This is a genomic window from Rhizobium indigoferae, from assembly GCF_034554815.1.
GTDB lineage: Bacteria > Pseudomonadota > Alphaproteobacteria > Rhizobiales > Rhizobiaceae > Rhizobium > Rhizobium leguminosarum.
The window spans coordinates 2026026-2045293 of sequence record NZ_CP140635.1; the positions used below are offsets into that span (position 1 = coordinate 2026026).

A 19268-nucleotide genomic window follows, 5' to 3' on the forward strand; every position below is an offset into this window, starting at 1 on the left:
AGGCCGTCTAAAAGCCTGCAGCGGTTTTGCGATAACGACATCGGTCAAGCACGGCCGGCTAAAACCTCAGCCGGCGATATAGGCCTTGATTTCCTCGGCCTCACGCTCGACTTCGGCGATGCGCGATTTCACCACGTCGCCGATCGAAATGATGCCTGCAAGCTTGCCATTGCTTTCCACCGGCACGTGACGGAAACGGCGGCTGGTCATCAGCTCCATAAGCTCGTTGACGGTCGTCTCCTCATGGCAGCGGTAGACCTTCGCGGTCATGACCTGGGCCAGCGACTGGTCGAGGCCTTCCTTGCCGTGTTTGGCGATCGCATGCACGAGATCGCGCTCGGTGAACATTCCCGAAATCCTGTTCTCCATGCCGACGACGACGATGGCGCCGATCTTTTTCTTGCTGAGGATGGCGGCCGCCTCGGCGACGGTAGTGCTCGGCCCGGCAGTGATGACGTCTCTGCCCTTCAGGTCGAGGATTGCTTTGACTGAACTGGTCATTCGAACCTCCTATGTCCGTGAAACACTTGTCACAGGCATCCGCGGCGGTTTCTCCCCCCATCGCAGATAGGTTGATGGTGCACTGCCCGGCTCAGGATTGCAACATATCCTTCTCGGTTCCGTCAGGTTCCATCACCGGCGGGCGCGGCGCCCGATCAAACAGCGAAAACAGCAAGAAGCCGAAGACGAATCCGCCGATATGCGCATCCCAGGCAATCGCCTGGTCGCTGTCGCCGACGAGCGGGATGCCGACGGCGATCAGCGCGTTGCCGACCAGCCAGAGCAGCATGAAGATGATGACGGTGCGGCTCTTCAGCGCCCCGACGATGGAAAGCCGGGGATTGAGATGCGCCGGCGCCATCGGCCGCCGTTCGGCCGGAAAGGCGAATCGGCAGGCGGCGCCCATCAGCCCGGAGATGACGCCCGACGCGCCGATCAGCAGTGACACATCCCCCCAGTTCAGCACCGCGTGCAGGGCGGCGGAGGCGACGGCGGAAAAAACCCAGAAGAGAACGAAACGCAGCGTCCCGATGCGGCGCACGACCGGCGCGCCGAAGGCCATCAGCCAGAAGGCGTTAAAGAGGATATGCTGGGCGCTGCCGTGCAGCAGCGAATAGGTGACGGGCGTCCAGAACAGCTCCGGCCCTTGCTGCGACAGCGGAATCACATAACGGGCGGGAACGAAGCCGAAGGTGAAGAACAGCCAGTTCAGCGCATCGTCGGAGAGCAGGAGTTCCTGCACCGCATAGATGACCCCAAGCAGGCAAAGGCTGAAGAACAGCGCCGGAGGAAGGTTGAAGACCGGTTCGCGCGGTGGCCGTGCCGGCGGCTGGACCTCGGGAGGTTCGGGCGCCCTATGCGGCTCGGCCGTCTGCTCATTCATCTGTGTTTCGCCTCGTTGAGGCCACAGCCATACAGGAGCGACTGTCAAAAAAAAAGCCGTCCGAAGTGCCGGACGGCGTACCGGGAGCTCCAGGAAAGACCTCGGCCCGTAGGTTGTGCTGAACTTCGAAAGTCGAAGCGATGCGGAACAGTGTCACGACGGGCACCGCATCTCAACCGAAACCCTTTCTTAACCTTAACCGCCGCGATCTGGCATGAAATCCGCATAGTAGAGCCTGTACGGGCAATGACTGCCCGAAAATGATCCGGAATGGGACAGGTTGGTGTGAAATGCGTGTGCAAACGACCATCGAAATTTTTGACTACTGGAACCGTATCCGCGGCGCTGCCGATGCGCCGCTGAAATCACAGGTCGAACCCTCCGCCGTCCCCCACCTGCTCCAGAGTTTGTTTATTCTTGAGAGGCGCGAGGGTGGAGATATCGGTTTCCGGCTCGCCGGCACCCGCATCTGTGATCTCTTTGGGCGTGACCTGCGCGGCGAACGTTTTTCGTCTCTCTGGGCAAATAGTCAGCTCGCGGACATCGAACGCACGGCGATGGGTGTCATGGACCATGCGATGCCGGCCCTGTTCAACGCCACCGGCTACAGCACCGTCGGTCATCAGGCCTCCTTCGAGATTATCATGATGCCGCTGCGTTCGCCGGACGGCGCCTGCGACCGGCTGCTCGGTGCGATCGCGCCGGCCGCGGCCGCGAGCTGGCTGGAGATCGTACCGCTCGAATTCCTGGCGCTCGACCGCAGCCGCCTGCTGCCCGGAAAATTCGACAAGCCAGCACCGGCCGACCTGCGCCCCATCAACAGGATCGTCGCTGGCAAAAGCATCCATTTCGGGCAGGTCATGCGCCGCATGGTGTCGCAGCTGCTGAGCGTGGAGGCTCGCTGACGGTCCCATTTTAGGACATCGGATATACTCGTTTTCCGCTACGTCGGGACTGGGCGAAACAACCTTCTGTTAATGGATTGTGGGTAAAGATCGGTCTCTGCGATTTTGATGAAGAAGCCCTTTGATGCACTCGTTCCAGCCAGCTCAGACGCAACGACCTGCGCCGCGCCCTGAACAGGGCGTTTTCCAGCGCGTGCCCATCAATATGCAGGGCCGGCTGATGCTTGCGAATTACGAGGAATTCGAATGCATGGTGATCGACATGTCGCCTGGCGACATGTACGTCACCTGCCCCGGCCGGCCGCGCGCCAACGAACGCGTCGTCGCCTATATCGACCATCTCGGCCGCGTCGAAGGTTATGTCCAGACGATCGATGGCCGTGGCTTCACCATGTCGATCAACGCCACCGACCGGAAACGCGAGAAACTCGCGGCCCAGCTCACCTGGCTTGCCAACAAGCACGAACTCGGCCTGCCCGAGGATCGCCGCCACGACCGTCTGACGCCACGCGACACGAAGACCGAACTGACGCTCGAGGACGGCACGCGTTATTCCTGCCGTATCATGGACCTTTCGCTGTCGGGCGCTGCCGTCGACGTCGAGATGCGCCCTTCGATCGGAACGGCCGTGCGCCTCGGCAACATGCGCGGTCGCGTCGTGCGCCACTTCGTCGAAGGCGTGGCGATCGAATTCCTCTCGATCCAGTCCCGCGAGACGCTGCGGGAATTCCTTTAAGAGCTGCTGAAAATGGGCGATGCCGCGGATTCCGTGGCGGGTGCCAATTCTCGACAGACTTCCATCGAACGCGATTGCCAGGTCCGGTGCGCACCCGGTCAGGTCGTGTTGAAAAGCCTGCACTTCACGGCGACAACTTTGCAAGCGGCTACAAATCTGGCTTTGGAACGCAGCGTGAATTCCTGTCGCAAGTCGTTCCACCCAGTCGGTAGACTACATTATGTGTGGAACAAGCTGCGACACCGATCGGCACCCAACGAGGTCGCCCAAAATTGTGCGGTGATTTTGCGTCCCGGAGCGCTCCGTCCTCACCCGCCTTCCCTTTGTCAGCGAGATGATGGATAAGGTCCGCTTCGACCCAGGCGCACCGATGTCAGCTCTCTATCCGGAAATCGAACCCTATGATCATGGCCTGCTCGATACCGGCGATGGCAACCTGATCTACTGGGAGGCCTGCGGCAATCCGGCGGGCCGCCCGGCACTGGTGTTGCATGGCGGCCCTGGCTCCGGCTGTTCGACCACGGCGCGCCGCTATTTCGATCCCGATGCCTACCGAATCATTCTGTTCGATCAGCGCAATTGTGGCCGCAGCCTGCCGAGCGCTGCCGATCCCGAAACCGATCTCTCCCTCAACACCACCTGGCATCTCGTTGCCGATATCGAGCGGCTGCGGGCCTGTCTCGGCATCGAGGCCTGGCTGCTTTTCGGCAATTCCTGGGGTTCGACGCTGGCGCTGGCCTATGCCGAAACCCATCCGGAGCGTGTCTCCGCGGTCGTCCTGTCAGGCGTGACGACCACCCGGCGCTCGGAAATCGACTGGCTTTATCGCGGCATGGCGCCGCTCTTTCCGGAAGAATGGCACCGTTTCCGCCAGGCGGTTTCCCCAGGCAGCCAGGGACGAGATGAGGACATGGTTGCCGCCTATCATCGTCTCCTCAACGATCCGGACCCGGAGACGCGCCTCAAGGCGGCGCGCGACTGGCATGATTGGGAGGCGGCCTCGATTCTGCTCGCCGATCCCCAAGGCCTGCCGCGCCGCTGGGCCGATCCGGCCTATTTGCTAACACGGGCCCGCATCATCACCCACTACTTCAGCAATGGCGCCTGGCTGGCGGACGCCCAGCTTTTGAAGAACGCCGCGCGGCTCACCGGCATCCCCGGTATCCTGCTGCAGGGACGGTTCGACATCGAGGCGCCGCTCGTCACGGCCTGGGAACTGGCCCGCGCCTGGCCGAAAAGCGAGCTCAGCATCCTTGCGCATGCGGCCCATTCCACCGCAAATCCCGATATCAGCGCGGCGATCGTCGGTGCCACCGATCGATTTCGCGATATCTAGCAAAAATAATTTCCTGCCGGAATCGAGGATCTGAGCGACATTCTGCTTTTGAACCGGCCGAATCGGCCCATTCCAGCGGCATAGCCTGCCGGATGCGCGTTGCCGCAGATCGCCAGCCGGCAGCTGAGATTTACCCGGCTCAACGAAAATCCTTAACATGCGGGCGGCAACGCAACCTTTTCGCGGGCGAAAGCCTTGTTGCGTTGATTACAATTTTAATCGATTTCGCGACAAATCCGCGTCAAATTTTATGCGCATTCGAATCTGTTTTTAGCCAAGTTTTATCGGCATTTGAATCAACTAAGCCTTTAATTCTATTGCGTAATTTTGCGTGAGATAAAAACGTCTGTGCCATTGTCACCTCAACTTACGGGGAGACGGCAATGACAACTGCGAATATCCTGAAAGGCGGCCTTCTGGCCGGTGCCATCATGATGGCAATGGCGGGTTCGGGACAGGCAATGCCCGCCAGCATGGTACTGGCAGGCAATGCCAGCCCGCCGATCGGACACTACGAATTCTGCAAGGCGAATCCGACGGAATGTGTCGAAGTTGGCGGCGATGCCGGACCGGCCATCCTCAACGAGGATCGCTGGAAGGAAATTCTCAAGGTCAACTACACCGTCAATTCGACGATCCAGCCGATGACGGATGAGCAGATCTACGGGGTCGAAGAGCGCTGGGCCTATCCGCGCACCGTCGGCGACTGCGAGGATTACGCCCTGCTGAAGCGCAAGATGCTGATCGACGACGGTTTCTCGCCGTCCGACACGCTGATCACCGTCGTGCTGCAGCCGAATGGCGAAGGCCATGCCGTGCTGACGGTCCGCACCGATCACGGCGACTTCATCCTCGACAACATGCGCAACAAGGTGCTGCTGTGGTCGGATACCGAATACACCTATCTGAAGCGCCAGTCCGCCGACGATCCGGCCCGCTGGTCGAAGCTTCAGGACGGCCGCGCTGTCGCGGTCGGTAGCGTCAAGTAAGAACAGCCTGCCGGCCAATGCCGGCTGCTGCCTGCGGCCCGGTCAGTCCCCGCATCCCGTCCCCGACCGGTGCCCAAGAGCCGTTCCCGCTGTCCCGGGAACGGCTCGCCCCCTTTTGAGCCTTACGTCATCAGCGCATTAGCGAATTATTAACCCTGCTGGTCCGATCATGACGATGAGATTCATCATCGGCACCGGCGGCTCATGTTCTTCCTGCGGCGGACCGAAACCCGAAGAACCGCCATGAGCCATGCCGCGCACAGCGCACCCGACGAGCAGCCGCTTCTTTCCATGGGGTTTCTCCTCCGCACGATGGCGGTGATCGCCGTTCTGGCGGTCCTGACTGTTGCCATCAGCATTGGCGGCCGTTGGTTCGGCCGGCATATCTCGCTTGCCGGCAACACCGACAGCACGGTTGAAATCAAGCTGGCCATCGGCCGCGACACCGTGAAATTCCCCGAGAATGCCATCCGCTTCCCGAGTCAAAGACACGAAGGCGCCGCCGAGCGCGTCGATCTCTACCTCGTCTGGCCTGAGATGCAGGGTTACGGCAAGGAAAACCACCTTCGATTCGACGATATCGCCCAATCCTCCGGGCTGATCTTCCTGCAGATCACCCAGAGCACCATGTCGCGCGACATGTCCGGGCGGCTGGAACCGATCTATTCGCATCTGCTTGAAGGCCCGGCCGAGTCCTTCCGGGACGGGCTGACGCTGCACCGTCTTCGCGCCGATGCAGGTTACGGCGATGAAGTGCTGCTGACGGCGCCCATCAAGGGTGGGCAGGATTACGTCGTGCGCTGCATATTGCCTTCAGCCCCAGATAAGGCTGCGGGCGGAGATTGTCAGCGCGATATCAAGGTCGGCAGGGATCTCAGCGTTCTCTACCGTTTCTCAAGCAGCCATCTCGACGACTGGGAACATATTGATGCCGCTATCCGCACCTTTGTGGACGCGCGTCTTGTGAACCGTTCTGCGACAAGTCCCTAAAATGCTCTCCGGACAGCGAAATAAACGATTCATCATAAACGGATTGGTAACGCCCAACCGGTAATTTTAGAAGACGAGCTGTACGGCGGGAGGTGTGCGGTTCCTGCCAAAATCTGAAGTGCCAAATATCTGAAATGCAAGCGAAGAGTGGAATAGTGTCAAGGTCAGTCTCCTCCGTATCATCGTCCCGATCCGGCAGTTTTTTCGCAAAGCTGCTGGCGATCCTTTCGGTGGCTGTCACGATCGTCCTGGTCGATTCGGTGAATGCCGACGCGGAAGCGGCAAATCCGAAATATGCAGGCATCGTCGTCGACGCCAAGACCGGTAACGTTCTCTACAGTGAGAATGCCGACCGGCTGCAATACCCCGCCTCCCTGACCAAGATGATGACCCTATACATGACCTTCGAGGCGTTGGAGCAGGGTCGCATCCGCCTCGATACGCCGGTCCCCTTCTCCGCCCATGCGGCAGCCCAGGCGCCGACCAAACTCGGCGTGCGCGCCGGTGGCACGATCACCGTCGAGCAGGGCATTCTCGGTCTCGTCACCCTGTCGGCCAATGATGCCGCAACTGCGCTCGGCGAAATGCTGGGCGGTGGCAGCGAGGATCGCTTCGCCCAGCTGATGACCGCCAAGGCGCATGCGCTCGGCATGACGCGCACCACCTATCGCAACGCCAACGGCCTGCCCAATACGGCGCAGATGACGACGGCGCGCGACCAGGCCCGCCTCGGCATCGCCCTTCGCCAGCATTTCCCGCAATATTACGGCTATTTCTCCACCCGCGCCTTCAAGTTCGGCAGCCGCACGATCCGCAGTCACAACCGCCTGGTCGGTTCGGTGCGCGGCGTCGACGGCATCAAGACCGGTTACACGCGCGCTGCCGGTTTCAATCTGGTGAGCTCGGTGCAGGTCGACGGCAAGTCGATCGTCGGCGTCGTTCTCGGCGGCGCCTCGACGCCTGCCCGCGATGCCCAGATGCGCAATCTGATCGCCAGTTACCTGCCGAAGGCATCGAGCCGCGGCGGATCGTCGGCGCTGATCGCCCAGGCAGCCCCTGCCCCGGCGATGATCGAGACGCCCGCCCCGGTCCAGCCGCAGAAGGCCCAGCAGAAAGCTCAGCCGCAAATGGCCCAACAGCAGGTCGCAAAGACGATCACCGCAGCGCAGCCGCCGATTTCAGCAGCGGCTGCCGATCTCAGCCTGCCGCACAAAGGCCCGCTGCCGGATGCGCGCTACCAGGTTGCCGAGACCGAAGTCGCCTATGCCGAGAGCGCTCAGCCGAAATCCGACAATCCACTGGTGGCGCCGATGCCGGCGCCGACCAAAGTCAAGACCATGACCTTCAAGCAACAGGCATCGGTCGCCGTGCCGACGCCGGCACCCGCCTATATGCCGCCGGAACAGGGCGATACTTCGGTCGATGAGGTCACCACCGCCTCGACCACTCCCTCCCCGACTCGTGCTGCTTCAACCAGCAACGGTCCGGCCGGCTGGGTGGTGCAGGTCGGCGTCTCGCCGAGCCGGCAGATGGCCATGGATCTTCTGGAAAGCGCCAAGAGCAAAGGCGGCAAGGCGCTGGCCTCGGCAAAGCCCTTCGCGGTCGCCTATGCTGCTGGCGGTGACCAGCTTTATCGCGCCCGCTTCGGCGGCTTCGATGACCAGCGCGACGCCGTCAATGCCTGCAAGGCCTTGAAGAAGGCCGGCATCAAGTGCTGGGCGGCCGCCCAATGAGCTATTCGATGCTGCCTGCAAGATGGCCGGCGGCATCGGTGACGGCCGGAATCGGTGTTTGCGTTTCCGGCCACCTTTCTTGAACTCGATCAGTATTGCGTACGGGGAAAACAATGGCGATCAATGAGAATTTTCCAGGAGTGCCAGCCGACCGCCGCATGGCGGCTAAAGGGCGCTCATCCCTCCATCCGCTGCACGAGGCGGCCTTGCGCCTTGCCGAGATCGGCCTGCAGCGGCCGAAGGCGAAGTCTCCGAAGACCCGGGATCTCATCAATCTGTTGCTCTGCCATGGCGCCCGCGCCTGGCGTTACTCCCAGCCCGAAGCCCGCATCCATCTGCATGTGACCTCGCCGGACGGCAGCGCGCCGGTGCAGTTGCGCCTGCGCTGAACTGCAGAACGCCGCGCGTCCGAAAGGACGCGCGGAGGATGTTCAATCCGGGCATAAACCTTTCCGGAAATCGGCTCCGATTTTCGGGAATTAGAGCAGACCAAGGTCCGTAAGCTCACGGCGAAGATCAGCGGGCATTTCGGCAATGCCGACGCCAAGGCTTGTCAGGTCGCGCGGCACGTCATCCTCAGTGTAATAACGCCAGCCCTGGAACGGACGCTTCGGCTGCACGGCCGTCTCGATGACCTCCGGGCCGAGCATCAGGCGGCAGCGCGAAATCCCCTCGCCGTCGGTGAAGGTCTCGATGTCGAGCAGCTTCTGCCTCGCCTGCACCTGCCCCTTGATCACCCAGTAGAGCGAGCCGCCGTCCAGCAGCTCCTCCATCCGTTTCGGCGCCATGCGCGTCGTATGCACCGAATGCGGCTCGAGCCCGGCGGCGATGGCGCGCAGTGAGCGTTCCGCCACCCATTCACGCAGATCGTCGATCGAGTCGGCGCCGACACAGAGTTTGATGAGATGCAATGCCATGCTGCCGTTGAAATCCTTTTGGCAGCGAGCGTCAAGCATCAAGCATCAAGCATCCACAAACTCAGCATTCGACGACGTTGACGGCGAGCCCCCCGGTCGAGGTTTCCTTGTATTTCTCGCTCATGTCATGGCCGGTCTGGCGCATTGTTTCGATGCAGGCGTCGAGCGGCACGAAATGCTGGCCGTCGCCCTTGATCGCGAGCGAGGCTGCCGTGACGGCCTTGACGGCGCCGAGCGCGTTGCGCTCGATGCAGGGTACCTGCACCAGGCCCGCGATCGGATCGCAGGTCATGCCGAGATGATGTTCGAGCGCGATTTCGGCGGCGTTCTCGATCTGCTCCGGCGTTCCGCCCATGACCGCGGCAAGGCCCGCGGCAGCCATTGCCGCCGCCGAGCCCACCTCGCCCTGACAGCCGACCTCGGCGCCCGAGATCGAGGCATTGTGCTTGATGATGCCGCCGATGGCGGCAGCCGTCAGCAGATAGTCGCGGATGCCATTCTGGTCCCAGTCCTCGTGGAAATGCTCGTAATAGCGGATCGTTGCCGGAATGACGCCGGCCGCCCCGTTGGTCGGCGCCGTGACGACGCGCCCGCCGGCCGCATTCTCTTCGTTGACGGCCATCGCATAGACGCTCAGCCAGTCGTTGGCGAGCAGCGGGTTGATGCGGTTGCTGCGCCACTCCTCTTCCAGCTTGTCGTGAATCCTGCGGGCGCGGCGCTTGACGTTGAGACCGCCGGGCATGATGCCCTCGACCTTGAGGCCGCGCTCGATGCAGGAACGCATCGCCTCCCAGATGCGGTCGAGCCCCTGATCGAGCTCCTCTTGGCTGCGCTGGCTCTCCTCATTCGCCCGCTTCATCTGCGCGATCGACAGCCCGGAGCGCGCCGCCATCTCGAGCATCTGTTTGGCGGTGGAGAAGGGATAGGGTACGCGCGTGCCGCCCGCCGCGTTCTTCTTTGCCCGCATCTGCTCGAGCTCGGTGTCAGTAACGACGAAGCCGCCGCCGACCGAATAATAGATGCGCTTGACGAGCAGCCGGCCGTCCCTGTCATAGGCGGAAAAGACCATGCCATTGGCATGCCCCGGCAGCGGCTGTTTCTTGTCGAAGATCAGGTCGGTTTTCGGCTGGAACTGATAGCCGGGATGGCCCTCCGGCGTGATGCGGCCGGTGCGCTCCACCGTGTCGACGATGCCGTCCATTTTGTCGGGATCGACGCTGTCGGGCGCCTCGCCCATCAGCCCGAGAATGACAGCCCTGCCCGTGCCGTGGCCGATACCGGTATGGGCGAGCGAGCCGTGCAGGCTGACCTTCATCGCTGTGACCTGTGCACCCGATGACGGGCGCGGCCATTCGTTCGACAGGATCAGCTCGAGAAACCGGTTGGCCGCCGACATCGGACCCATCGTGTGCGAGCTCGACGGCCCGACACCGATCTTGAAGACATCGAATACCGAGAGAAACATGGGTGCGCCTTCCGAATATGAGGATGCAAGCTTAAGCGAGGCCGGTTTCGAATCCGTGCGGCGCACCGACATCGCATGGAGCCGGTGCGACATTCGGACTGCAGACTAGAGCGCCGCGACTCCAATAGGACGCGCTAGCACTTTGAGCTTGCGCATAATCCTTTCCGAAAATCGAATCCGATTTTCGGAATCGCGATCTGGCCGTAAGCGCTGGGGTGATGAAGACTATGCGGCGGAAGAACTGGTTGCCTTATCTTGACAGTCTGCACCGGCTCCCAATGTCCTACAGACGTCGATGCAACAGGACTGACGGAGGCCGGCCTGGACAGCGCCCGGCAAGTTGAACTCCTTCGTTGATGGGGGCTCCCCGGATGGGGGGCCGGGCAAGGTTGAGCAACCTGTCCGTTCTTAGACGAGACGACACCTTGCAGATTGGGAGATTGGACATATGGCGCTCAAACGGATGGACAACATCGGAATCGTCGTCGAAGACCTCGGAGTGACGATTGATTTCTTTCGCGAACTCGGCCTCGAGCTCGAAGGGCGGGCCACGATCGAAGGAGAATGGGCCGGACGTGTCACCGGACTGGGCGATCAGCATGTCGAGATTGCCATGATGCGCACGCCGGATGGCCACAGCCGGCTCGAGCTCTCCCGCTTTCTCACGCCGCCTGTCGTCGAGGATCACCGCAATGCCCCGGTGAACGCTCTAGGCTACCTCCGCGTCATGTTCACCGTAGACGACATCAATGAGACGCTTGAAAGGCTCCGCAAGCGCGGCGCGCAGCTCGTAGGCGACGTAGTGGATTATCAAGACACATATCGGCTCTGCTACATCCGCGGGCCCGAAAGGCTTCTCATCGGGCTCGCCCAAGAACTCAGCTGAGCGCTATGCGCGAAGCTTCCCGTTGCGATTATCCTGAATGACCGTGCCGTCGGCACCATCGGGTTCGGGCGTCGTCGAGATTTGCCGTTGATCGGCCATGGTTGAAGTTTCGCCGCGCAGCAGGCGCTTTTCGATCTCTTGCAGGTTGAGGATCGCGCGGTCCATTTGATCAGCCGGAGTTTCGCGCGGAACCATCCGCAGGCGATTATCCTGCCATAGCTGGACCAGCCGCCGCCGACCGGGAACCTCGATCGTCTCGTGGATGAACCATGCCCCGATTGCCGCAACGAAAAGCGTCACCACGATGAGCGCCGGTTCTGGCATCAAGGCATCAAAAGTCAGACGCGTCAGGAACATTATGGGCACATGAAAAAGGTAAAGTGAAAAGCTGATCTTCCCTAGAAACCGTACTGGTGCAGCTGCCAGGACATGTGCAGCGATGGGCGGCTGTCGAGCGACGAGCCCGACAATGACGGCCGCGGCCACCGCACTTTGCAGGCTCCAAAATTCAGGGGAAAAGCCCGACGAGACATGCCTGTAAGTGAAGAACACCGCCAGAAGGAAAAGCGTTAAAATTCCTGTGAGGGCAGATGGATTCCATTTATTCCAATGGGAATGCATCATCCCGGCAATTGCGCCGAAAAGAAAGTAAGGAAGCTTGGAGACGAGCATTATTCCCGGGCCTGGCAATTCAACCAGGCCATCCACGATGACGACCACCGTGAGGCCCACAATCACGCCGCTATAGCGGTGCGGTCGGGCCAGGCAAAGCCACAGGACAGGAAAGAGCAGATAGAATTGGATCTCGGGTGGTATCGACCAGAAAACACCGCTCGAGCCGAGAAGAAAGACATGACGCACAAAATCTGTGACGCCAACGATAGGCTGAACAAAATCCAGATTTTGCATGATCGACAGCATCGCCACGAAAACGACGGCCGCCAGGTAAACCGGATAGATGCGAGCAAAGCGGCTCACAAGAAAATCCAAGACGTTTTCTCTCGTCACCGGCCGTGAACCATAGAGATGAGCCATCAGGAAGCCACTGAGAGCAAAAAACAAACCGACAGCTTCGTCGCCCAGCGTCACGAGATGCGGCGCTGTGATTGGAAAGATAAAGCCAATATGGGCTTCAACGACCAGGAGCGCAGCGACACCGCGCAGGCCATCGAGACTGGGAATGTAATCCGGCCGGCTCATGGGTCACTTTTGAATCAGGTTTTCAGTCCTGAACATTGGCTATTACGACTTTACAAGCGGTTAACGCGGTGCCCTGCCCGTGCACCTCTAGACTGGCGTTACGCTAAAGCATATCGCGCAAAACTGTGCAGCGGTTTTCCGACAGCTACATGCGTAAAACAAAGGCCTCAAGCACGAGAAGCGGATCTGAAAGATCGCGACGCTCTAACTCTCGCATCGTGCTTTCCGATAATCGATTCCGATTTTCGGGCCGATGCGCTAGGGTGCATCTCCAAGACGGCAAATTGCTTTGGAAAACGGAACCGCTTCTCCATGACAGCCACCAACCGCATCGCCCTCTCCAGCGACCACGCCGCCATTCAGCTCCGGCAGGCCATTGCCGGTCATATCGCGGCGCAAGGCTGGATAGCGGTCGATATCGGACCGACGACGCCGGAGAGCACACACTATCCTAAGCACGGTGAAGCGGCGGCGCGGCTCGTCGCCTCCGGCGATTGCCGGTTTGGCATCATTCTATGCGGCACCGGCCAGGGCATCATGATGGCGGCGAACAAGGTAAAGGGCATCCATTGCGGCGTCTGCGTCGACACATTCTCGGCCCGCATGATCCGCCAACACAACGATGCCAACATGCTATCGATTGGCGTCCGCGTGGTGGGCGAAGGGCTGGCGCTCGATATCGTGGATGCGTTCCTGACCGCCCAGTTCGAAGGCGGCCGGCATGCAACGCGGGTGGAGATGATTGAGGCGCTGGAGGGGTAGCGCCGTCCTTTTCTTCTTCTTCTTCTTCTTTGGGTCCCGCCCCGAATCTCCAAGCTGACGGATCACCGCATTGCTACATTTAGGTCCAGAAGATGCCGGTCGGCTATCCACCAAGCCTCGTCGTTTCCCGACGACTCGATTATGCCGAACTGCCGCATGGCCAAAAGCCCGCGTCAAGCCGCCCAACTCGGCCATGCGGCAAAATTCAACTTGCGGCATACTAGCCGCATTCATGCGGAGACTGGATCACTGATGACGACGGCGGACTATATCGCTCTGGCCTTCTTTGCCTGGGTCTGGATGGGCTATTCCTGGCTGCTGCGTGGCCGTACCTTCTTCGGGCGCACCAGCCTCACCCATGCGATGACCGAGCGGCGGCGGGAGTGGATCTATAATTCGCTGCGCCGCGACCTGAAGATGATCGACACGCAGATCATGGCCGGCCTGCAGAACGGCACCGCCTTCTTCGCTTCGACCTCGATCTTCGCGATCGGCAGCTGCTTTGCTTTGCTCGGCGCGACGGAGAAAGTCGACGCCGTCTTCGCCGACCTGCCCTTCGTCTTCCATGGCGGCCATGCCGTTTTCGAGATGAAGGTCGGCGGGCTGGCAGCGCTTTTCGGCTATGCCTTCTTCAAGTTCGGCTGGTCCTACCGGCTGTTCAACTATTGCACTATTCTCTTCGGCTCGATCCCGATGATGCGCGACAGCGAGCGCGACATCATCGCCGCCGAGCGGGCCGCCGAACGCGTCATCCGCATGAATGTCATTGCCGGCAGCAATTTCAACGAGGGCCTCAGGGCGATCTTCCTGTCGATTGGTTATCTCGGCTGGTTCATCAACCCTTATGTCTTCATGATGACGACGGCGATCGTCATCTTCGTGCTGGCGCGGCGGCAATTCTTCTCGGAGGCGCGGCTGGCGATCATGGATGCCGGCGCGCCATCAAATCTCCACCTTTCTGCTATTCGCCGCGATATGCCGTCGAGCGACGGACGTGATTTGCCCGAGGGACTCTGATGACATTGCCGGCAACGGAAACCGATGCGGCGACAAGGCCACCGCGCATCGGTCTATTGGATACGGCGCGCGGCGTCGCGCTGATCGCCATGGCGAGCTACCATTTCAGCTGGGATATGGAGTTCATGGGCTATCTCGCGCCGGGCACGGCCGAGACCGGCTGGCTGAAGATCTATGCCCGGGCGATCGCCACGACCTTTCTCTTCATCGTCGGCATCAGCCTGGTGCTGTCGAGTAAGCCCGAGATCCGCTGGCCCTCCTTCTGGAAGCGCTTCGGCATGATTGCCGCGGCAGCCGCGGTGATCTCGATCGCCACGCGCATCGCGATGCCGGACGAGTGGATCTATTTCGGCATCCTGCATTGTATCGCGGTGCTCTCGCTCATCGGCATCGTTTTTTTGAGACTGCCTCTCGCCTTCACCCTCATCGCCACGCTCGCGCTCTTTGCCGCCTGGATCACCGACAATTTCGGCCCGCCCGGCCTGCTGCGCTCATCCTTCTTCGATCCTCGATATCTCGCCTGGATCGGCCTTGCGGTGATGCCGGAACGGTCCAACGACTACGTGCCGCTATTTCCCTGGGCAACGCCCTTCTTCGCTGGATTGAGCATCGCCTCGATCGCCATCAGAACCCGGCTGCTGCACCGGCTTGCGGCCATCGGCACCGGCTCCGGGTGGCCGGCGAGGCTTGGCCGCCACAGCCTTGCCTTTTACCTCATCCACCAGCCGGTGTTGATCGCTATCGCCTACGGGCTGTCCCTCGTCGTCCCACCGCAGGCGCCGGATCCGGTTGCGACTTACCTAAGGCAATGCAACGCCTCTTGCGTCATGCAGCAAGGCGAAGCGCTCTGCCGCAGCTTCTGCCAGTGCACGCTGGAGAAATTGCAGGCGCAAGCCCTGTTCACGCCGCTTCAGGCGGGTGCGATCGATATACAGAACGACGAGCGGGTCCAGACCATTGCCGCCGAATGCAGCGCCGAGGCTGAATGAATTCGCCGACAATGCGGCGCGTGATCAGGTGGTGACGCCGATTTCGGCGAGGCGGCCGAGGCAGGTCTCTTCGATAGCATCGAGTTCCGCCAGCGTGTCGTCGATATCCTTGCGCTTCTGGCGCAGGTCGTCGCGCTTCTCGTCGACGCGCTTCATCAGGAGCTTCAGCTGGCCGAGTTCGCCCGGCGGCTCCTTGTAGACCTGGATGATCTCACGGATTTCGGCGATGGTGAAACCGATGCGCCGGCCGCGGAGGATTTCGGCGATGAGCCGCCGGTCGGCTTGCCGGAACAGACGGGTGCGCCCGCGCCGCTCCGGATGGATCAGTCCCTCGTCCTCGTAGAAGCGGAGCGTGCGCGTCGAGACCCCGAATTCGCGCGTCAGCTCCGTTATGCTATAAAACTTGTTCACCGGCATGTGTTCCCCGTCGTCGGACAGACGATAATATTGACTTTTACGTAATAGTCAATTTTTGGCGGTTCAGATGCCGAACCACCATGTGGCGATGCCGAGAAAGGCGAAGAAGCCGGTACAGTCCGTCACCGTTGTGACGAAGACGGAAGAGGCGATCGCCGGGTCGGCCCCCATCTTGTCGAGTAGCAGCGGCAGCAGGATGCCGGCAAGGGCTGCCGCTATCAGATTGATAATCATCGCCGCCGCAATCACCCCGCCGAGCTGGTAGTCGTGGAACCAGGTACCGGCGATCGCGCCCATGATCGTCGCAAAGACGATGCCGTTCAAGATGCCGACGCCCGCCTCCCTGCGGATGATGCGGCCGGCATTGTAGATGTCGAGATCGCGGGTGGCGAGCGCGCGTACCGTCACCGTCATCGTCTGCGTGCCGGCATTGCCGCCCATCGAGGCGACGATCGGCATCAGCACCGCAAGCGCGATCATCTTCTCGATCGAGGCGTCGAACAGGCCGATGACGCTTGCCGACAGCATCGCCGTGCCGAGATTGATCAAAAGCCACAGGAAGCGCGAACGCACCGTCGACAGCACATTGTCCGACAGCTCTTCGTCGCCGACGCCGCCGAGGCGCTTGATGTCTTCGTCTGCCTCCTCGTGGATGACGTCGACGACATCGTCGATGGTCAGCACACCGACCAGCCGGCCGTTTTCGTCGACGACGGCAGCCGAGAGAAGGTCGTACTGTTCGAAGAGCTGGGCGGCCTCCTCCTGGTCCATCTCGGCTGGGACCGGATGGTTGGTCTCACGCATGATCTGCTCGATCTTCGTCTGCCGCTTGGTGCGCAGGATCTGGTCGAGATCGACGGCGCCGAGCAGCTTGAAGGTCGGATCGATGACGAAGATCTGCGAGAAGGAATAGGGCAGATCCTCCTCGTCGCGCATGTAGTCGATCGTCTGGCCGACTGTCCAGAACGGCGGCACGGCGACGAATTCCGTCTGCATGCGGCGCCCGGCCGAGCTTTCGGGATAGTCGAGAGCCCGGCGCAGCCGCACCCGTTCGGTAAACGGCAGCTGGGCAAGGATTTCCTCCCGGTCCTCCTTGTCGAGGTCCTCGAGAATGTAGACGGCGTCGTCCGAATCGAGCTCGCCGATCGCGGCGGCGATCTGCGCGTTCGGCATCTGGTCGACGATCTCGCGGCGGATCGCCTCGTCGACCTCGGTCAGCGCCGTCATGTCGAAATCGTCGCCGAGCAGGCGCACCAGCGCCAGGCGCTGATCCGGCTGGATCGATTCCAACAGGTCGCCTATTTCCGATTCATGCAGGCGAGCAACGTTCTGACGCAGGAACAGCGTGTCGCGATCGGCGATCGCAGCACCGACGAGCGCCAGGAAATCGCTGCGGACATTGCCGTCCTCGTCGTAGATATCAGCGTCCTCGTCATCGGGACGCCTGCGGATGCGGTCTTCCTCATCGGTCGTCGTCATCTGCCGCCCTCGCATCTGGTTCGAATTTCAACGACTGCCGCGCCGCATTCGCAAATGTCGGCTGAAAACACATTATCAACAAGCGGATAAGCGAATCCTGCGCGAGGCTCCCGCAGCCGGAATTCTTGGCCCCTGCTAGCCCAAAGCACCCGTGTCGTAAAGCGGCAAACTGCGCTTCGTGATGACAATGCTCGTGGCCGGCGATAGTTTCCTCACCCGTCCAAGCAGAGGAAGCCTGCCCCATGCCCATCCGTCCAATTTTGCGCTATCCACATCCGGGCCTGAAGACTGTCTGCGCACCGTTGACGGCCTTTGATTCCTCGCTCGCCGCGCTTGCCGACGACCTGCTGGTGACGATGCGCGCTGCCCCCGGCGTCGGTATCACCGCCGCCCATATCGGTGTCTTCAACCGTGTCACCGTGCTGGAACTCGACAAGGCCGACGGCGTGCGCCTCTACGTCAATCCTCATATCACCTGGTTTTCGAAGGAGACGATGAGCCATACCGAAGGCAGCGTCTCCATGCCCGGTGCGACCGACGAGGTCACGCGCCCGCGGGCGATCCGCTTCCGCTATCAGGATGCCGAGGGCGCCATGCACGAGGACGGTGCCGAAGATTTCCTTGCCATCTGCATTCAGCACGAGGTCGACCAGCTCGACGGCATTTTCTGGCTACAGCGCCTCTCACGGCTGAAACGCGACCGTCTCGTGAAAAAATGGGAGAAGGCCCAGGGCTGACAATCACGGCCGACAAATCGCCGTCCATGCCGAACCATTCGCCGTTGCCGGCGTTTCCAGCAAAGAAACAAGGAGCGACTGCAATGGCAAGAATCGGTGACAAGCCCTCCCGGGAAAAGCCTGAGCTTTCCCGGGAGGAAGATTATCGCGACCTCGAAGAGCGCAATCTCGACGACGGCTGGCCCTATGCCGACGGCAGCGGCGCCGACCCCGCCAACCGCCCTTATGGCGAGACCGCAGCCAATTTCGACAGCGATCCCAACAAGGGCTTCCGGGTCGATGGCACGGATGAGGACGGCAACGAGAATCGCCTGAAGGATTCCCTGCGCGCCGATACGATCGACCGCGATGAAAGCGACGATCTCGAAGCGCGGGTGAACGACAATCTCGAAAACATTCCTGAGGTCGACATCGACAGCATCGAGGTTCATGCAGATGGTCACGTCGTCACCCTGGAAGGGTCGGTGGAGACGATCGGCATCGCTCGCAAGGTCGAACTCGGCGCGCTTTCGGTCGATGGCGTCCGTCATGTCCGCAACAAACTGCAGCTGACCGGTGTCGATGCGCATATCCCGAACGAGGACTGACTTCACGCCCAAGGCGCAGATCACCAACCGAAGGCGGGCTGCCGCCCGCCGTCGGTGATCTTTCCCAATATTACCAAAAGTTAACAATTTAAGATTGTAGCACCAGCTGTCTTATTCGTGACACCAATCGCCTATTTTTGTTAGGCGGCTTCTGTCACGCGAAGGTCAATTTCGTTGACAACACTGTGATTTCATTTGGACAAAAGGTCGCGGCTGCGTCGCCATATTATCACAAAATTGCCTGAATTGGGGCGCGAACTCGTGTGTGCCGAGGGTTAGTTTATGTTGTGGAATTCAACAGCAGATTGAGGAGATAGACCCATGCGCATCAAATTTGCCCTTGCCGCGTCCCTGTTCGCCGTCAGCCTTGCAGGCGCTGCCTTCGCCCAGCCGACCTATTCCGACGACTACACCAACGACAGCGACGGCTTCGCGCCGAGCCCCACCTCGAAGCCGGCCCCAGTGCACTACAGCAGCCGCAAGGCTCCGTCCTATTCCAGCGACTACACCAATGACAGCGACGGCTTCGCACCGAGCGCCATGGCAGCCCCTGCCGTCGACAAGACCGCAACGGCCAGCATCACGCCGCTGCCCCCATGCCATAGCATGATCGGCCCGAAGGGCTCCCATACCAAGGGTGCCGACAGCGGCGCTTCCCGCACTGAAGCATGCCGCGCAACGCATTGATCCGATAAAAGAAAGGGCCGGAAACCGGCCCTTCTCTTTTCAATCCATCTTT

21 protein-coding genes are annotated in these 19268 nt (G+C 60.9%); 14 read left to right on the forward strand and 7 right to left on the reverse strand.

The genetic code is table 11. From position 1 onward, the window contains the following. Nucleotides 1-66 precede the first annotated feature (66 nt). Nucleotides 67-501, reverse strand: a complete 435-nt coding sequence (locus U5G49_RS10365; RefSeq protein WP_018242119.1) for a CBS domain-containing protein — start codon at nt 499-501, stop codon at nt 67-69. A gap of 91 nt (nt 502-592) precedes the next feature. Next, nucleotides 593-1384 carry a rhomboid family intramembrane serine protease gene (locus U5G49_RS10370; RefSeq protein WP_193442316.1) on the reverse strand — a complete coding sequence of 264 codons (792 nt, stop codon included), beginning with the start codon at nt 1382-1384 and terminating at the stop codon, nt 593-595. A 260-nt stretch (nt 1385-1644) separates the two neighbouring features. On the opposite strand from U5G49_RS10370, the gene U5G49_RS10375 reads away from it, so the two are divergent. The 7 genes from U5G49_RS10375 to U5G49_RS10405 all read left to right on the forward strand — a co-directional run bounded on the left by U5G49_RS10375 (nt 1645) and on the right by U5G49_RS10405 (nt 8462). Then, nucleotides 1645-2289, forward strand: coding sequence for a PAS domain-containing protein (locus U5G49_RS10375; RefSeq protein ID WP_080764149.1), 645 nt, complete (start codon nt 1645-1647; stop codon nt 2287-2289). Between the two features lie 124 nt (nt 2290-2413). Next, the gene (locus U5G49_RS10380; RefSeq protein ID WP_018072182.1) at nt 2414-3025 is read left to right on the forward strand and encodes a PilZ domain-containing protein; all 612 of its coding nucleotides are present in this window, start codon (nt 2414-2416) and stop codon (nt 3023-3025) included. 370 nt (nt 3026-3395) lie between these two features. After that, on the forward strand, nt 3396-4361 hold the full coding sequence (gene pip, locus U5G49_RS10385) for a prolyl aminopeptidase (protein WP_193442318.1): 966 nt from the start codon (nt 3396-3398) through the stop codon (nt 4359-4361). A 383-nt stretch (nt 4362-4744) separates the two neighbouring features. Beyond that, the gene (locus U5G49_RS10390; protein ID WP_018242123.1) at nt 4745-5350 is read left to right on the forward strand and encodes a transglutaminase-like cysteine peptidase; all 606 of its coding nucleotides are present in this window, start codon (nt 4745-4747) and stop codon (nt 5348-5350) included. 204 nt (nt 5351-5554) lie between these two features. Beyond that, nucleotides 5555-6340: a hypothetical protein gene (locus U5G49_RS10395; protein ID WP_193442321.1), complete on the forward strand. Its 786-nt coding sequence runs from the start codon at nt 5555-5557 to the stop codon at nt 6338-6340. Between the two features lie 134 nt (nt 6341-6474). After that, complete coding sequence (locus U5G49_RS10400; RefSeq protein WP_168278084.1) at nt 6475-8073, forward strand: D-alanyl-D-alanine carboxypeptidase; 1599 nt, start codon at nt 6475-6477, stop codon at nt 8071-8073. A gap of 113 nt (nt 8074-8186) precedes the next feature. Further along, entirely contained in the window at nt 8187-8462 is a 276-nt protein-coding gene (locus U5G49_RS10405) for a hypothetical protein (RefSeq protein WP_003559631.1), read from the forward strand. A 90-nt stretch (nt 8463-8552) separates the two neighbouring features. Here U5G49_RS10405 and U5G49_RS10410 read toward each other — a convergent pair whose 3' ends face one another. Next, complete coding sequence (locus U5G49_RS10410; RefSeq protein ID WP_047622890.1) at nt 8553-8990, reverse strand: DUF1489 family protein; 438 nt, start codon at nt 8988-8990, stop codon at nt 8553-8555. 61 nt (nt 8991-9051) lie between these two features. Continuing rightward, complete coding sequence (locus U5G49_RS10415; protein WP_193442323.1) at nt 9052-10455, reverse strand: L-serine ammonia-lyase; 1404 nt, start codon at nt 10453-10455, stop codon at nt 9052-9054. A 448-nt stretch (nt 10456-10903) separates the two neighbouring features. Here U5G49_RS10415 and U5G49_RS10420 point away from each other — a divergent pair, with 448 nt between their 5' ends. After that, entirely contained in the window at nt 10904-11341 is a 438-nt protein-coding gene (locus U5G49_RS10420) for a VOC family protein (RefSeq protein WP_028733750.1), read from the forward strand. 3 nt (nt 11342-11344) lie between these two features. Here the strand turns inward: U5G49_RS10420 and U5G49_RS10425 are convergent, their stop codons facing one another. Continuing rightward, nucleotides 11345-12541 (reverse strand): acyltransferase family protein, encoded by a 1197-nt coding sequence (locus U5G49_RS10425; RefSeq protein WP_028733751.1) that lies wholly within the window; start codon nt 12539-12541, stop codon nt 11345-11347. A gap of 312 nt (nt 12542-12853) precedes the next feature. Here U5G49_RS10425 and rpiB point away from each other — a divergent pair, with 312 nt between their 5' ends. From rpiB to U5G49_RS10440, 3 genes are all read left to right on the forward strand, one after another. Then, on the forward strand, nt 12854-13303 hold the full coding sequence (gene rpiB / locus U5G49_RS10430) for a ribose 5-phosphate isomerase B (RefSeq protein WP_193442325.1): 450 nt from the start codon (nt 12854-12856) through the stop codon (nt 13301-13303). Between the two features lie 252 nt (nt 13304-13555). Next, nucleotides 13556-14320 carry a DUF599 domain-containing protein gene (locus tag U5G49_RS10435; protein ID WP_094230967.1) on the forward strand — a complete coding sequence of 255 codons (765 nt, stop codon included), beginning with the start codon at nt 13556-13558 and terminating at the stop codon, nt 14318-14320. Beyond that, nucleotides 14320-15309, forward strand: coding sequence for a heparan-alpha-glucosaminide N-acetyltransferase (locus U5G49_RS10440; protein ID WP_193442327.1), 990 nt, complete (start codon nt 14320-14322; stop codon nt 15307-15309). The genes U5G49_RS10435 and U5G49_RS10440 overlap by 1 nt, the downstream gene beginning before the upstream one ends. A gap of 24 nt (nt 15310-15333) precedes the next feature. On the opposite strand, the gene U5G49_RS10445 is transcribed toward U5G49_RS10440, so the two are convergent. Both U5G49_RS10445 and mgtE read right to left on the reverse strand, forming a co-directional pair. Continuing rightward, nucleotides 15334-15726, reverse strand: a complete 393-nt coding sequence (locus tag U5G49_RS10445; protein WP_018242133.1) for a MerR family transcriptional regulator — start codon at nt 15724-15726, stop codon at nt 15334-15336. A 63-nt stretch (nt 15727-15789) separates the two neighbouring features. Then, entirely contained in the window at nt 15790-17205 is a 1416-nt protein-coding gene (gene mgtE, locus U5G49_RS10450; protein ID WP_018242134.1) for a magnesium transporter, read from the reverse strand. Between the two features lie 242 nt (nt 17206-17447). Here mgtE and U5G49_RS10455 point away from each other — a divergent pair, with 242 nt between their 5' ends. The 3 genes from U5G49_RS10455 to U5G49_RS10465 all read left to right on the forward strand — a co-directional run bounded on the left by U5G49_RS10455 (nt 17448) and on the right by U5G49_RS10465 (nt 19216). Further along, on the forward strand, nt 17448-17942 hold the full coding sequence (locus tag U5G49_RS10455) for a peptide deformylase (protein WP_193442329.1): 495 nt from the start codon (nt 17448-17450) through the stop codon (nt 17940-17942). 83 nt (nt 17943-18025) lie between these two features. Beyond that, complete coding sequence (locus U5G49_RS10460) at nt 18026-18529, forward strand: BON domain-containing protein (protein WP_193442331.1); 504 nt, start codon at nt 18026-18028, stop codon at nt 18527-18529. A gap of 321 nt (nt 18530-18850) precedes the next feature. Next, on the forward strand, nt 18851-19216 hold the full coding sequence (locus tag U5G49_RS10465; RefSeq protein ID WP_018242137.1) for a hypothetical protein: 366 nt from the start codon (nt 18851-18853) through the stop codon (nt 19214-19216). The last annotated feature ends 52 nt before the right edge of the window (nt 19217-19268 follow it).